This window comes from Microbispora sp. NPDC049125 (assembly GCF_040802045.1).
Classification (GTDB): domain Bacteria; phylum Actinomycetota; class Actinomycetes; order Streptosporangiales; family Streptosporangiaceae; genus Microbispora.
Genome location: NZ_JBEZDW010000040.1, coordinates 65,984 through 79,882 on the forward strand (window position 1 = coordinate 65,984; position 13,899 = coordinate 79,882).

At 72.5% G+C, this 13,899-nt stretch carries 17 protein-coding genes; 6 read left to right on the forward strand and 11 right to left on the reverse strand.

Annotated elements, in window-relative coordinates; all coding sequences use genetic code 11:
* Positions 1-38: 38 nt before the first annotated feature.
* Together AB0B72_RS33365 and ppgK are read right to left on the reverse strand one after the other, a co-directional pair.
* Entirely contained in the window at positions 39-581 is a 543-nt protein-coding gene (locus AB0B72_RS33365; RefSeq protein WP_367743322.1) for a winged helix-turn-helix domain-containing protein, read from the reverse strand.
* A gap of 252 nt (positions 582-833) precedes the next feature.
* Complete coding sequence (gene ppgK / locus AB0B72_RS33370; RefSeq protein WP_367743324.1) at positions 834-1,571, reverse strand: polyphosphate--glucose phosphotransferase; 738 nt, start codon at positions 1,569-1,571, stop codon at positions 834-836.
* 146 nt (positions 1,572-1,717) lie between these two features.
* Between ppgK and AB0B72_RS33375 the strand changes: the two genes are divergently transcribed.
* Positions 1,718-2,008, forward strand: a complete 291-nt coding sequence (locus AB0B72_RS33375; RefSeq protein WP_367743325.1) for a hypothetical protein — start codon at positions 1,718-1,720, stop codon at positions 2,006-2,008.
* 101 nt (positions 2,009-2,109) lie between these two features.
* The gene (locus AB0B72_RS33380) at positions 2,110-2,685 is read left to right on the forward strand and encodes a hypothetical protein (protein WP_367743326.1); all 576 of its coding nucleotides are present in this window, start codon (positions 2,110-2,112) and stop codon (positions 2,683-2,685) included.
* Positions 2,686-2,796: 111 nt separating this feature from the next.
* On the opposite strand, the gene AB0B72_RS33385 is transcribed toward AB0B72_RS33380, so the two are convergent.
* Together AB0B72_RS33385 and AB0B72_RS33390 are read right to left on the reverse strand one after the other, a co-directional pair.
* A complete protein-coding gene (locus AB0B72_RS33385; protein ID WP_367743327.1) occupies positions 2,797-3,207 on the reverse strand; it encodes a cupin domain-containing protein in 411 nt (136 codons plus the stop codon).
* Between the two features lie 35 nt (positions 3,208-3,242).
* Positions 3,243-3,938, reverse strand: a complete 696-nt coding sequence (locus AB0B72_RS33390; RefSeq protein WP_367743328.1) for a class I SAM-dependent methyltransferase — start codon at positions 3,936-3,938, stop codon at positions 3,243-3,245.
* Positions 3,939-4,055: 117 nt separating this feature from the next.
* Between AB0B72_RS33390 and AB0B72_RS33395 the strand changes: the two genes are divergently transcribed.
* Complete coding sequence (locus AB0B72_RS33395; RefSeq protein WP_367743329.1) at positions 4,056-4,484, forward strand: Hsp20/alpha crystallin family protein; 429 nt, start codon at positions 4,056-4,058, stop codon at positions 4,482-4,484.
* Between the two features lie 27 nt (positions 4,485-4,511).
* Here AB0B72_RS33395 and AB0B72_RS33400 read toward each other — a convergent pair whose 3' ends face one another.
* Both AB0B72_RS33400 and AB0B72_RS33405 read right to left on the reverse strand, forming a co-directional pair.
* The gene (locus AB0B72_RS33400; protein WP_367743330.1) at positions 4,512-5,459 is read right to left on the reverse strand and encodes a hypothetical protein; all 948 of its coding nucleotides are present in this window, start codon (positions 5,457-5,459) and stop codon (positions 4,512-4,514) included.
* A 156-nt stretch (positions 5,460-5,615) separates the two neighbouring features.
* Positions 5,616-6,470, reverse strand: coding sequence for a universal stress protein (locus tag AB0B72_RS33405; protein ID WP_367743331.1), 855 nt, complete (start codon positions 6,468-6,470; stop codon positions 5,616-5,618).
* A gap of 128 nt (positions 6,471-6,598) precedes the next feature.
* On the opposite strand from AB0B72_RS33405, the gene AB0B72_RS33410 reads away from it, so the two are divergent.
* Positions 6,599-6,868 (forward strand): DUF1876 domain-containing protein, encoded by a 270-nt coding sequence (locus AB0B72_RS33410; protein WP_367743333.1) that lies wholly within the window; start codon positions 6,599-6,601, stop codon positions 6,866-6,868.
* A 98-nt stretch (positions 6,869-6,966) separates the two neighbouring features.
* On the opposite strand, the gene ligD is transcribed toward AB0B72_RS33410, so the two are convergent.
* The 5 genes from ligD to AB0B72_RS33435 all read right to left on the reverse strand — a co-directional run bounded on the left by ligD (position 6,967) and on the right by AB0B72_RS33435 (position 12,622).
* On the reverse strand, positions 6,967-7,932 hold the full coding sequence (gene ligD, locus AB0B72_RS33415) for a non-homologous end-joining DNA ligase (RefSeq protein WP_367743334.1): 966 nt from the start codon (positions 7,930-7,932) through the stop codon (positions 6,967-6,969).
* Positions 7,933-7,942: 10 nt separating this feature from the next.
* On the reverse strand, positions 7,943-10,852 hold the full coding sequence (locus tag AB0B72_RS33420) for a S8 family serine peptidase (RefSeq protein ID WP_367743336.1): 2,910 nt from the start codon (positions 10,850-10,852) through the stop codon (positions 7,943-7,945).
* 244 nt (positions 10,853-11,096) lie between these two features.
* On the reverse strand, positions 11,097-11,252 hold the full coding sequence (locus AB0B72_RS33425) for a hypothetical protein (RefSeq protein ID WP_367743337.1): 156 nt from the start codon (positions 11,250-11,252) through the stop codon (positions 11,097-11,099).
* Positions 11,249-11,542, reverse strand: coding sequence for a hypothetical protein (locus AB0B72_RS33430; RefSeq protein ID WP_367743339.1), 294 nt, complete (start codon positions 11,540-11,542; stop codon positions 11,249-11,251). The genes AB0B72_RS33425 and AB0B72_RS33430 overlap by 4 nt, the downstream gene beginning before the upstream one ends.
* Before the next feature lie 21 nt (positions 11,543-11,563).
* Entirely contained in the window at positions 11,564-12,622 is a 1,059-nt protein-coding gene (locus tag AB0B72_RS33435; RefSeq protein ID WP_367743340.1) for a hypothetical protein, read from the reverse strand.
* Positions 12,623-12,807: 185 nt separating this feature from the next.
* On the opposite strand from AB0B72_RS33435, the gene AB0B72_RS33440 reads away from it, so the two are divergent.
* Positions 12,808-13,647: an MBL fold metallo-hydrolase gene (locus AB0B72_RS33440; protein WP_367743341.1), complete on the forward strand. Its 840-nt coding sequence runs from the start codon at positions 12,808-12,810 to the stop codon at positions 13,645-13,647.
* Between the two features lie 25 nt (positions 13,648-13,672).
* Positions 13,673-13,899: winged helix-turn-helix domain-containing protein (locus tag AB0B72_RS33445; RefSeq protein ID WP_367743342.1), on the forward strand; the 227-nt coding region annotated here is incomplete at its 3' end.

The following is a 13,899-nucleotide window of genomic DNA, read 5'->3' on the forward strand; positions in this document are numbered from 1 at the left end:
GCCCCCCGCGTCTCAGCCAGCGGTTTTTCCGCGCAAGATCATCCGAGCCGGGAGGGCTGGTACTTGTACCCCACGTTCCGCACGGTAACGATCTTTCCGGCGTGCCGCCCGAGCTTGCGGCGCAGCCGCAGGACGTGCACGTCCACCGTGCGCCCGCCCTCCTCGCTGTAACGGTCCCATACGGCGGCGAGCAGCTGCCGGCGGTTGTAGACGCGGCCCGGCGCCGAGCACAGGTAGTCGAGCAGCTCGAACTCGCGGAAGGTGAGATCGATCTCCCGCCCGTCCACCCGGACCACCCGGGAGGCGCGGTCCACCACCAGGTCCTCCCCCCGGCCGGCCTGCCCCGCGAGGACCCGCTCGGCCGCGCCCGAGCGGCGTGCGGCGTCGCCGGAGGAGCGGCGTACGGGCTGCGCCGCCTGCCGGTCGCGCTCCACCGCCACCGTGTATCCGACGATCACGAGCGTGGCGTCCGCGCCGGGGATGGGCACGACGCCGAGGACGGTGCCGTCGCCCGGCGGAGGCGGCTCATGGCCCTGCTCGCGCTGGCGTCCGGCGAAGTCGATCACATTCGGCTGAGACATGATTGTTCTCTCCTGGCCTGGTCACGTACCGGATGATCGGAAACCGGTGTCAACAGGCGGCGGCGCAGACACGGAGCAGGTCGATGTGACGACGCTCCGTCAACCCCCCATGTGAGCTCATGACGCCATCGTGACAGGAAAATTCCCCGGTGTCCAGGTAGGGATTGCAGGGAGTGTGTCCGGGTTGGGCCCGGCGATCCCGATGAGGATCGCCGGGGGCCCGTCAGCCGGCCGAATGCGCGAGGGGCGGCCTCAGCCGGCCCGGCCGAATCCGGAGGCGGCCATCGCGGCGCCGACGATGCCGGCCTGGTTGAGCAGCTCGGCGGGCACCACGGGGGTGTCTCCCAGGTCGACGTGCGGCAGGAACTTGTCGGCCTTCTTGCTCACGCCGCCGCCGATGATGATCAGCGTGGGGGAAAGCAGGTCGCGCATGTGCGTGAGGTACTCCTGGACGCGCTCCGCCCACTCGTGCCACCCGAGGTCGTCCTTCTCCCGCACGTGGTCGGACGCCCGGTGCTCGGCCTCCTTGCCCCGGATCTCGATGTGGCCGAACTCGGTGTTGGGCACCAGCCTGCCGTCCACGAACAGGGCGCTGCCGATGCCGGTGCCGAAGGTCAGCATGAGCACCACCCCGGAGCGGTCGCGACCGGCGCCGAAGGCGACCTCCGCGAGCCCGGCGGCGTCCGCGTCGTTGAGCACCGCGACCCCCTCGCCGAACAGGTCGGCCCCCTTCACGCCGATCCAGGAGCGGTCGACGTTCGCCGCCGTCTTGATGACGCCGTCGAGGACGACGCCGGGGAACGTCACGCCCACCGGCCCGGTCCACGAGAAGTGTTCGACTATCTGCCGTACGGCCAGCGCCATGGGGGCGGGTGCGGAGGGCTGGGGCGTGGGCACGCGCAGCCGCTCCCGGGTCAGCTCACCCGTGGAGGTGTCCACGGTGGCGCCCTTGATTCCCGACCCGCCGATGTCGATGCCCAGCACTTCCATCACTGCCTCCTGATCCGGCCCAATCACGGCTACCCTGCCGCATCCGGGTTATGCCCGCACCTGGCGTTCCTCCGGGGTACAGCCGGATTACGCACCGTGAGGACGGGTAGCGATAAAACGGGGGAAACCACCACAAGGGGGACACAATGATCAGCACACTCCATCGGATGGGGCTGCGCTCCAACATGATGTACGGCGCCGGCATCGCCTCGATCGGCATGTCGATCGCCTCGTGGTTCATCTCCAAGCAGTACGAGACCGCGGGCATGGACCGGGCCGACCGCTGGGCGCTGTTCGTCGGCGAGTGGGCGCCCACCTTCTTCGCGATGGGCGTCGCCCTCCGCATGGAGGAGATGGCGATGGAGAAGGGACGAGAGACCCCCGAGTGGCAGGACCAGAACAGCGAGATGCGCCGTCCGAGCCGGGCCGGCGTGTAGCGGCAGGCGACCACCCAGACGGCCACGCAGACGGCCACGCCGACGGCGGCGAGACACCGGCGGCGACCGCCCAAGCGGACGGCCGGGGGACGCCGCCGGGCGTGCGGACCGGCGCGGACGGCCAGGAGACACCGGCGGCGGCGACCGCGCACGCCGTCGCCGGGTGGCTTCGGAGCCGTCCCCCGCGCGCCGGCCGGACCCGCGTCCTCGCCGTGGAGGGACGCTCCGGGGCGGGCAAGTCCACCCTGGCCGCCGCCGTGGCCGCCGCGCTCGGCGCGCCCGTCGTCCGGATGGACGACCTCTACGACGGCTGGGACGGCCTCCTCCCGGGCGTCGACGCCCTGCTCGAATGGGTGCTGCGCCCCCTCGCGAGGGCCGCGCCGGCGCGCTGGCGGCGCTACGACTGGACGCTGGGCGCGTACGCCGAGTGGCACGAGACCCCCGGCGGCGGCACGCTGGTCGTCGAGGGCGTCGGCTGCGGCGCCCGCCAGGCGCGGCCGTACCTGAGCGGGCTCGTGTGGCTGGAGGCCGCCGACGGCGTCCGCCGGGCACGAGCGCTCGCCCGTGACGGCGATCTCTACACGCCGCACTGGGCGCGGTGGGCCGCGCAGGAGGAGAGCTTCTACGCCCTGCACGACGTGCGCGCCCACGCCGATCTCACCGTCGTCACCGGCTGACCGGGCAACCGTGCGGGCCCGGCGCGCCGTGGACGCCGTGGACGCCGGGGACGCCGGGGACGCCGGGGACGCCGTGGACCTCGGGGACGCGGTGGAGGCCGGGGACGGCTGTCAGCCCGCCTCCCGGCCGAGGCCGGTCCGGTACTCCTCGTCGGAGACGGGCTCGTGCCAGTGGGTCTCCCCGTTCGCCGTCACCGCGAGGTGCACCAGGATGTCGTCGCCGACGGCCCCGTGCCAGTGTCTCTCTCCCGGCTGGACGTGCACCCAGTCGCCGGGGCCGATCAGCGTGCCCCGGGCCTCGCCCTCGCGCGTGACCACGCCGCGGCCGGACAGCACGTACAGGGCCTGCTCCCCGTCATGGGTGTGCCAGTTGGACCGGGCCTCGGGATCGTAGGAGAAGCGGACCGCCCGCAACCCGTCCTCCTGGAGCGGCCCGAGAGCGACCGCCTCCCACACGCCTTCGGAGAACCTGCCCTGCCCCGGCCTGGCGACCGTGATCTCCCCTTCGCGTACGAACTTCACAGCGCCCTCCCTGTGCCGGAATCCTCATGAGCCATTCAAGACGGTCGGCGCGGCAGTGCCCGCACCCACTCCCGGTCGCCGGTCAGGAAGCCCGCCATCTCCAGGCCCGCCTCCCCCAGCAGCTCCGCGAGCCGTGCATCGTCGCGCCGGCGGCTGACGAAGTGGTGGGTCCAGCGCCGGTCGCCCACGACGTACTCCATGGTGGCCGCGAGGATGTCGGGCTCCGGCCGATTGATCTCGATCATGCGGGCGACCCGCCCACCGCCGGCGTCCTTCTCGAACGGCTCGATCGAGTCGTGCCACTCGGCCGGCTTGCGCTGCAGGAGGACGGCGCCCGAGTCCGCGACATGCCTGCGGCAGGTGCGCAGGAACGCCCGGCACATCTCCTCGTCCGCCACGTCGATCACGAACGACATGAGCAGGACGACGTCGAAGACCCTCTCCAGGGCCAGCGTCTCGATGGGCGAGCAGACCGTCTCCGCCCCCTCGATGTGCGCGAGCATCTCCGGCGACTCGTCGACGGCGACCACCTCATGCCCGAAGGCGAGGAGCGGCCGTGTGATCCGCCCGGCGCCGGCGCCGAGCTCCAGGATGGACGCCCCCGCGGGGATGGCCGCGTGGACGATCTCCGGCTCTCCCATGGGCGTGAGCTGGGCGTAGTAGTCCACCGCGCAGCCGTCCGGCGTGATCGGCCCCGGCCCTGTTCCCTGGTTCGGTGTTTGTGAAGTCACGATCACCATCCTGTATGACCGGATTAAGAATGCTCTCTTCCTGCCCGATTTATGGGGACATAGATGGTTTTATCCAGGGGTACGCCGGTGGGAGAGAGGAGCAGCGGAGGTGAAGCCATGAGCGTACCGATGCAGCGGCAGGCGAGAGGGCTGGTGCCCGACCTGTTCGACTGGCTGGAGGCGCCGCTGTCCGCGCTCCGGCCGATGGCGGGACAGCAGATGCGGTTCGAGGACTACATCGCGGACGGCCGCTACGTGCTGCGCGCGGAGCTGCCCGGCATCGACCCGGAGAAGGACGTCGAGATCACCGTGTCGAGCGGGATTCTCACGGTCCACGCGGAGCGGCGGCAGGAGGAGCGGCAGGCGCACCGCACCGAGTTCCGGTACGGCGCGTTCACGCGATCGGTCCCGCTCCCGCCCAACGCGGACGAGAGCGATGTGCGGGCCACGTACGACCAGGGGATCCTCGAGGTCAGCATGCGGCTCGCCGACGAAAAGGAGGAGGGCAGGCGCATCCCGGTCGGCCGGAGCGACACCGGCACCTGAGCTCCGGCGGGCGCCGAGGGCCCCAGGTCATTCGCCGGTGGCGGGAGGTGATGTGCCGGCGGTTCCGGGAACGCTTCCGGGCTCCCCGGAGCCGTCGCCCACCGGCTCGCCGGTCGCGACGTCCAGCACGGTGAGGGCCAGCCGCGGCTCGGAATACAGCCGTGGGTTCTTCTGCAGGTGTTCGACCTGCTCGGGGGTCAGCTCCCGGACGAGAGGCACACCGTCGATCTTGACGATGAGAATGTTGCTGAACGCGAGCAGCGCGTTCTGCGTGTTCTGCAGCGTGTTCAGCAGATTCGCGATCGCCTCGCCCTGAGCCTTGGTGATCTGGGACATCGGCTCGTTGTAGAGCCGCGCCTTCAGCCCGGCGGTGAGGGCGTCGCCCGCCTGGTCGAGACGCTCCCCGTCGGCCTGCCGCTTCACCGCGGAGACGAACGCCTGCCAGATCGACCCCTCGACGGGATCGCCGGAAAGGATCAGTTCCTGGTCGAACGCGGCCAGGACCGCTTCCAGAGCCGGCCGCACCTCGGCGTACCCGGCCACGTCGTCCAGATAGAGCACCACCGGCATCGCCGAGACCCGGTCGGAGGTGCGCATGCCGATGACGTCGAGGATCTTGGCGATCTGGACGTCGACCGACGCGGACCGGTCGGTGAGGCGCGGCGGCGGCTCGGCCGCCTTGTCACGCTTCTTCTTCTTCCGCTTCTTACGCTTCACGTTCTTGCTCTTGGCCTTCTTGCCCGCCTTCCAGCCGGGGTCGCCGGACACGCCTCCCCCGCTCTCGCGCGGATCGACATAAGCCAGGGCGAGCAGGATCCGGCGGTGCCGTGCCTTGCTCGAATCCTTGACGCCGAGGGCTTTGTCCGCCTGCCTGATCGCCCAGGGCAGTCCCTTCTCCAGCCCCTCCGGCCGCGCCAGGTACGACAGGACGAGCTCCAGCATCTGCTGATCCGGGTGAGCGGATTTCTTCGACATGTGACCGTCCCGCCGGGGTGCCGATGACCCGCGGCTGATCGGGGTCACCGCGTCATCATCCTGTGGCACAGAGGAGTTGGGCAATATCGTTCCGCGACCGGGGAAGACACCGGCGGCGGACCACTTCGGGCCGGATGACGCCCCCGCGCGGCCGCGTCACCGCCGGGGCCGGACCACCGCGACGGGACAATGGGCGTGGTGCAGGACGGCCCGGCTGACCGAGCCCAGCATCACCGAACCCAGGGCTCCCCTCCCGTGGGAGCCCACGACCAGCAGGTCCGCCCGTTCCGACGCCTCCGTCAGCGCCTCGACCGGGTGCCCGAAGACGACCTCCTCGCGCACCGGCACCCCCGGCTCGTCCCGCCGCCACGGGGCCAGCTTCTCCGACACCGCCCGCCGCTGTGTCTCGTGGAGCTCCTCGACGTCGTAGCTGATCTCCGGTGCCAGGGTGTGGACGGGAAGCTGCCAGGCGTACACCGCCCGCACCCCGCAACCGCGCAGCCTGGCCTGCTCGAACGCGTACGCGATGGCGGGCTCGCACTCGGGTGAGTAGTCGACGCCCACCACTATCTCCCCGTGGGCGTCCCTCCAGCCCGGGCGTACCACGACGACGGGGCAGGAGGCGTGCCCGGCCACGTGGGTGCTCACCGAGCCCACGACGACCCCGGCGAAGCCGCCGAGCCCCCGGCTGCCGACCACGATCTCGGCGGCCTCCCCCGCCTTGTCGCGCAGGATCTTGGCGGGGATGCCCTCGACGATCTCCGCGCTGACCGGCACCTCCGGGCGCCTCCCCCGGGCGGCCGCCTCGGCGGCGGCCAGGGCGCGCTCGGCGTGCACGGTCAGCGGGTCGCCCGCGCCCGCGGGGAACTTCGGGATCCCGTACGCCCAGTGGTCCACCACCGAGACCAGGCGCAGCGGGCATCCCTTCCGGGCGGCGTCGTCAGCGGCCCACTCGGTCGCGGCCGTCGCGGCCGCCGAGCCGTCGGTGCCGACGATGATCGGGTCTGCCATGGGTGGTCCTCCTGTCCGCTGTGCCGCCCGCACTCCAGGTGACGCTCGCGCTTTCTCTCCTTCCCGGGCCGGAGGTCCCTTCCACTACCCCATGACGCGGAGAGATGCTGGACGGGGAGGTGGTCGTCATGCAGTTCAAGCGATGGACCGTTGAGATCTTCCTCAACGAGGACGACAACGACGACGTCACCACCGCGACCGCCGTGCTGCACACGCCCGGCGGCCGTCGGCATGAGAGCGTCGGCCGCGCACGCCGCAACCCGGCGGACCGGCCGGTGCCCGACATCGGTGACGAGCTGGCGGCGGGGAGGGCGCTGTCCGACCTGGGCGCCAAGCTGATCGGGGACGGCGCGCAGGACGTGGCCCAGATCGCCGGCGCGGCCTACGACACGTACTGATCGCGCGCTGATCCGCACCGGTCGGCACTGGTCAACACTGGCCCGTGCCGGTCCGTGCCGCTGCGGCGGCCTCAGGTCTTCGGGAGGAGTCGTGACGCTCACTCCTCCCGGATGACGTCCTCGGGATCCTTGTCCTCGCGCAGGCCGCGCCAGGAGGGGTGGCGGAGCCGGCTCTCGCCGGTCCACTCGGCGTACTGGACCTCGCCCACGAGCACGGGCTCCACCCAGCGCGCGCCCCTCGTCTCCTCGCGCGGCGGCTCCTCGCCGAACGGCGGCGTCGCGCGGGCCAGCGGCGCGAGGCGCGCGGCCAGGTCGCGCAGGGTCGCCTCGGTGAACCCGGTGCCCACGCTGCCCGCGTAGCGCAGGCCTCCCGGGCCGTGCACGCCGAGGAGCAGGGAGCCGACCATGCCCGCGCGCCTGCCCTCGCCCTGCCGCCAGCCGCACACCACGACCTCCTGGGTGTGGACGTTCTTCACCTTCACCCAGTCGGGCGAGCGCCTGCCCGGCTGGTACGGCGAGGTCAGCCGCTTGGACACCACCCCTTCGAGGCCCAGCCTCCGGGATTCGGCCAGCACGTGCGGGCCGGCACTCCGGTAGAAGGGCGGGATGTCCCAGTGAGCTCCCCTTTCGATGATCTCGTTCAGCAGCCCCCGCCGGGCCGTGTACGGCATGGCGACCGCCGGGGCCGTGTTCACGTGCAGCACGTCGAACAGCAGGTACGTGACGGGCACCGCCTCCATGAGCCGGGCGATCCGCCATTCGTGCCGCTGGTGCATCCGCGGCTGCAGCGCCTCGAACGACGGCCGGCCCCGCTCGTCGAAGGCCACGATCTCGCCGTCGAGCACGACGTCGTTGCCGCCCACGGCGGTGGCGAGCCCGAGGGTCTCCGGATACGCCGCGGTGATGTCCTTGGCGTTGCGGGACACCAGCCGGAGCCGGCCGTCCTCCACGTAGGCCAGCGCGCGGACCCCGTCCCATTTCATCTCGTGGGCGTAGTCCTCGTCCGGCTCCGGCAGCGTCCCCAGGCGCGCCGTCATCGGCGCGTACACCGGCAGTCCCCCCATGGCGTCGTGCTCAGCCGAGTGGGCGGCCCTGCTCACCGGGCTCGCCGAGGAGCCCGGCGGCCCGCATCTCCTCGGCCAGCCAGGCGAGCGGCCCGCTTCCTGGCGGCGTCCCGTACGCGATCCCACCGGCGCCCGGAAGACCACCGGCCCCCGGAAGCCCCCCGGCGCCGGGAGCCGCGCCTGGCATCCCGCCGGCACTCGGATCTCCGTACGGCGACGCCCCGCCTGGCATCTCGCCGGCATCGGGAGCGGCGCCCGCCATCCCGTTGAGCCCCGGGAGCCCGTTGAGCCCTGGGAGCACGTGGAGCCCGCCGGGCATCCCGCTGGAAACGGGGGATCCACCCGCCGCGCCGTTCACCTGGGCGTAGCCGGCACTTTGTGCCGCCGCTCCAGGCACGCCCGTCCCCGGGTATCCCCCGGGCTCACCGTGCGGGGCGGGCGGCCCGCCCGCCATGCCGTTGAGCCCGGGGAACCCGCCGGACATCCCGTTCACCCCCGGGAGCCCGCTGGGCATCCCGTTGGCACCCTGAGCCGCGGCTCCGGGCAGGCCCGCCCTGCCGAAGCCGCCCGGCGTCCCGTTGACCCCGGCCCAGCCGCACGGCATCCCGTTGAACCCAGGTGCTCCGTTGAACCCAGGTGCTCCGTTGAGACCGGGCACTCCGCCCGGCGTTCCGTTCACCCCCGGAGGTCCTCCGGGCATGGCGTTCGGCCAGGCGACGCCCCAAGGCGCCGCACCGGCCCCCGGCGCCCCGTTCGACGGGGCCGGGCCGGCGCCCGTTCCGTTGACCGTGGGAATCCCCCCGGGCGCCCGGTGAGCTCCTCCGTGCAGGTGGTCGCCTCCGAGACGCCCGCCGGGAAGCCCGACGGGAAGCCCTCCGGGCACCCCATTGGGCTGTCCGGGCGCGTCCGATGTCACGCCGGGAGAGGCGCCCGGCGGCGAGTGCAGCGCGCCCGCCGCCGCCTTGGCGGTGGCGTTCTTGTCCCGTGCCGCTTTCGCGCGACCACCTGGGCCGCCGGCCGCGACCGGCCCGCCCTCCGGGACCACCCCGTTCCTCTGCGTCGAGGCGCGGCCGCCCCCGCCGCCACTCACCGCTCCGCCGGCCGTCGCTCCCGCTCCGGCCGCCACAGCCGACCCGGCGGGCATCGCGTACGGATCCAGGAGGCCGACGCCGGCCATCTCCCAGGTCAGCCGGTCGAGCAGCACCGGCACCTCGCCGTCGGCGAAACCGGGGGCCGTCTGGCCGAGGGCGCGCAACGCGTCCGGCAGCCCGGCGCCCGTCCGACCAGGGTCGGGGAGGCCGACGGGCACGCAGCTCGCCTTGATGATCTGAAAGAGCCGGTCCACCCGGCGCGCGTCGCGGATGCCGTGCCCGTCCAGGAAATCTCCATGATGGGCGAGCACGAGGGCGGCCAGGCCGGTGACGTGCGGCGCGGCCGTCGAGGTGCCGTCACACGCTGCGTACCCGTCAGGCGGCACCGTGCTCAGAACGGCCACACCCGGTGCGCAGACGTCCACCTCCGGCCCGTGACACGTGAAGATCGGCGAGAAGTAGCCCTCAGCGGTCCGCGGCTCACTGATCTCTGCCACGTGCGCGGTCCCGGCCGGGAACGCGTCCGTCCTGCCCAGCGCGGCGACGGTGAGCACGGTGGGCAGGCTGCCGGGGAAGCCGACCGGGCCGCCGCCGTTACCGGCGGCGACGACGCACGCCACCCCGGCATGGCGGGCCTGGTCGATCTTGGCGGCCACGAGCATCGATGAGTGCTCGCTGCCGAGGCCCACGTTGACGACGTCGATCCGCTGCTCGATGCAGTAGTCCAGGGCCTCGATGAGGTCGCTGAACCGGCCCCCGGGGAAGAGCTTGCAGGCGTGCACCTCGGCCTCGGGCGCGATCCCCGCCACACCCCGGCCGTCGCCGGCGGCGGTGACCACTCCCGCGCAGTGCGAGCCGTGGCCCGCCTCGTCGATCCTCCAGCCGTCCCGCTCCCGGCCGGTCAGGTCGGTTCCGGCCGTCACTCGTCCGCGAAGGCCGGGATGCCCGGCCGACACGCCGGAGTCGATCAGCGCGATCTTCACGCCGGCGCCGCGGAACGTGGGAGGCAGGCGGTCCAGGTTCATCGCCTGGCGCCCCCACCCTGCGACCTCTCGCTCAGGGAGGCCTTCGAACGTCTCCGCCAGCTTCACCAGCTCGATCAGGTTGTCACCGGTCGTGGACAGGGCAGGGCGGTCCCGGTGGAAGCTCCAGTAGCCGGACCTGGGCCTGACCACCACGCTCGCGATCGACTCAGGGGTCTCCCCGGCCATGGTGACGGCCGCCCGGCCGTCCTTACCGGTCACGGCCTGCGCGGGCCGGCATGATCCGGCGACCAGGACGGTCGCGCCCGGCACCGGCGTTCCGTCGGCGTCGCGAACCAGGAAGGTGAACGTGCTCTCGACGCCCGCAGGCGGCAGCACTCCTCCGATTCGCCGCCCGCCCTCCTGCCGCTCCACTCCCCCGGCCCGCTCCACTCCCCCGGCCCGCCGCCCGCCTCTCGGCCCGGGGGCCGCGCTGAGGGTCAGCAGCCGGTCGCGTTCGATGTGCAGGCGGGGGTGGCGCAGCCGCAGCGCGAAGGCGTGCTCCTCACTCATCTCCGCGACCACCACGTCGGGGAACGGCACGCCCTCCGCGTCCGGCGTCCCCCGGACGAAGCGGTGCACCCGGACCTCCGGGTCGTCCTCCAGCAGCAGCCGCGCGGTCTCGCCGTCGAGAGCCGGTGCGGCCACCCCCGTGGCCGTCAGGTACGGCTGGGGCAGCGCCGCCACGAGATAGCGCAACGGCCGGGGCCCCACCGCCTGCGGCTCCCGTCGTCGTGCCTGCCGTGACCGGCCGGCCGGCCGGCGCGGCTCCTCGCTTCCGTCCTTGGGCTTGTCGTCAATGGTCACAACGTCTCGACTCTCCCCAGCTCGCGCTGGTGCTCGCCCGCCACGCCTGGTGGGCACGACGGGGGAACGAAGCTTGTCGTCGGCCGCGGGCGGCCCGGTCGCCCGGCTCCACGCCGATCCGCGCCGATCCGCGCCGATCCGCGCCGACCGCGCAGGTCACGCCGCCATTCCGGGCGGTGGGACGTACGCGACGCGTCCGGACCCGGTCTCGGTCCGGCCCGGCGGCGGGTCCGGGCGGCACCGGTCACGCGGTGAACGAGGTGATCGTCGCCGCCGAGCGGCCGGCCTGGTCGCTGCCCTGGTGCCCGCCGCCGTAGCCGTCACGGCGGCGCCGCCGGAGCGCGACGGCACGGGCCCGGGCCGGCCCACGACCGGCCCGGGCCGCGCGGACGGGCGTCACAGCGGTGGAACGGCGGGCGGCCCGGGGTCGACGACGCCGACCACGTACCGGATCTGCTCCAGGCACGCCTCGTGCCGCCCAGCTCGGTACAGCTGTACCGCGTGCACCAGCAGCGGGATGATCCCCGCGACCTGGGGCGCCTGCGGGAGCGACGCCTGCAGCCAGCCGTACAGCCGCTGGAGCGCCACGGCACACTGCACCTGCGACGGGACGTACCACGCCGCCCCCACGGCCGGATTCACCGCCGGGGTCGTGGCCGGCCACATCGCCGGACCGGGCGCGGATCCCATCGCGTCCACCGCGCGCCCCGCTCAGATGCCGGCGCCGGCCGGGACCGGTACCTGCTGCTGCGGGGCCTGCTGGGCCTGCTGGTACGCCAGGCCCGCCTGCAGCGGACCGTACTGGCCGTACTGCTGCTGGCCGTACTGGTGCTGGCCGTACTGCTGCGGACCGTACTGGCCGTACTGGTTCAGGTGGGCGTACGGAGCGGACTGGCCGTACGCGCTGAACGGGTTGACCTGGCCGTACTGCTGCTGGGCCTGGTGCCCGTTCATGGCCTGCGGGCCTTGGGCGTACTGCTGCCCGTACGCCTGGCCCTGCATGGCCTGGGCCCCGAGCTGCTGGGCACCCGGCACGCCACCGGGCTGGCCGCCGTACTGGGCGCCATACTGGGCGCCATACGGGGCCCCGTACTGGGCGCCATACGGGGCCCCGTACTGCGTGCCGTACTGGGCGCCGTAACGGGCGCCGTACTGCTGGCCGTACGGCTGCTGGAGCATCTGAGCCTGCATCGCGGCGGGGTGGACGCCGAGAGCCTGCAGATGCGGCTGCTGCTGAACCTGCTGCATCTGCTGCATCTGCTGCATCTGCTGCATCTGCTGCATCTGCTGCTGGAGAACGCCTTCCAGCACCTGCCGGACCACCGGGGCGCCGTGGCGGGCGCTCAGACGGCCGACCTTGGCCCAGAAGCTCAACGGGCTCACCAGGTGCTCCTGGGGCAGGAGCTGCTCCTCCTGCTGAGCCATCGCGGCCATGGGAGGCTGCTGGCCGTAGTGCGCGAGCATGACCTGCTGCGCCGCGACCTGCTGCTGGGCGAGTTGCTGCTGGACGTGCTGGAACTGAACGGCCTCCAGGATCTGCCTGGCCACCGGCACGCCCTGCCGCGCGAGCTTCGCCCAGAAGGTGACCGGGCTCACCAGGTGCTCCTGCGGGAGGATCTGCTCCTCCTGCTGGAAAGCGGAGGTGATCGGCGGGACCTGCTGCTGGCCGAGCGGGATCTGCTGGCCGGCCTGCAGGGGCGAGACCTGCTGCTGGGAGCCATAGCCCAGCGCGTTCGCCATGGACGTGGGGTGAATCGCTGAGAACGTCATAGTCACTCCTTCGAGCCAGGGTAGGTCTGGCTCATCGCCGATATGATTACATAGCGTGATCGATCGGACGCACAATGTCATTGACGTAATGGATCATTAAGGACGTCTTGGCATTCACCACCGGCGCGGGCCGCGCCGTCGCCACCGGGTCCGCCATCGTGGTCTCATACGGCGAAGGAGGCGCGATGAACGACCTGCCCATCTGCGTGACATGCGGGGTTCAGTACGCCACGCTCCGTGACGACTGTCCCATCTGCGAGGACGAGCGCCAGTACGTCGGCTGGGGCGGCCAGCGGTGGACCTCGCTCGACCGCCTGCGCGAGGCCGGGCACCGGCCCAGGGTGAGGGAGGAGGGGCCGGGCGTCGTCGGCATCGGCACCGAGCCGCCGACCGCGATCGGGCAGCGGGCGCTGCTGGTGCGCGGCCCGTCGGGCAACGTCCTGTGGGACATGATCACCTACGTCGACGACGACCTTCTCGCCCAGGTCGAGGCGCTGGGCGGGGTCGACGCCATCGCGATCAGCCACCCCCACTACTACGGCACGATGATCGAGTGGGCGCACGCGTTCGGCGCCCCGGTGTACATCCACGCGGCCGACCGCCGATGGGTGGCCCGCCCCGACGACTCGATCGTCTTCTGGGAGGGCGACACCCGCGAGATCGGCGACGGCCTCACGCTCATCAACGCCGGGGTCCACTTCGACGGCGGCCAGGTCCTGCACCGGGAGGGGCCCGGCGGCGGCGCGCTGTTCTCCGGCGACATCCTCCAGGTCGCCAAGGACCGCCGCTGGGTCAGCTTCATGTACAGCTATCCGAACTACATCCCCGAGCGCCCCCGTACCGTGCGCCGCGCCCTGTCACTGCTGGAGCCGTACCCGTTCGACCGCGTGTACGGCGCGTGGTGGCGGCAGATCGTGGACGCCGACGGGAGAGAGGCCGTCCGCCGCTCCGCCGACCGCTATCTGGCCTTCGCCCTGGACGACGGCTCCCCCGAAACCGACAGATCTGGTGTTCTTGACAAATAAGATCGTCGGTGGCAGTGTTGGGGGCATGGAGAGCGTGGCGGTGATCGTGGATGCGGCGGCGGCCGAGGTGTCGCTGGATCCGGTGCGGGCGCGGTTGCTGGCGGAGCTGGCCGAGCCGGGCTCGGCGACGACGCTGGCCGCGCGGGTGGGCCTGCCCCGGCAGAAGGTGAACTATCACCTTCGGGCGCTGGAGCGGCATGGCCTGGTGGAGCTGGTGGAGGAGCGGCGCAAGGGCAACATGACCGAGCGGGT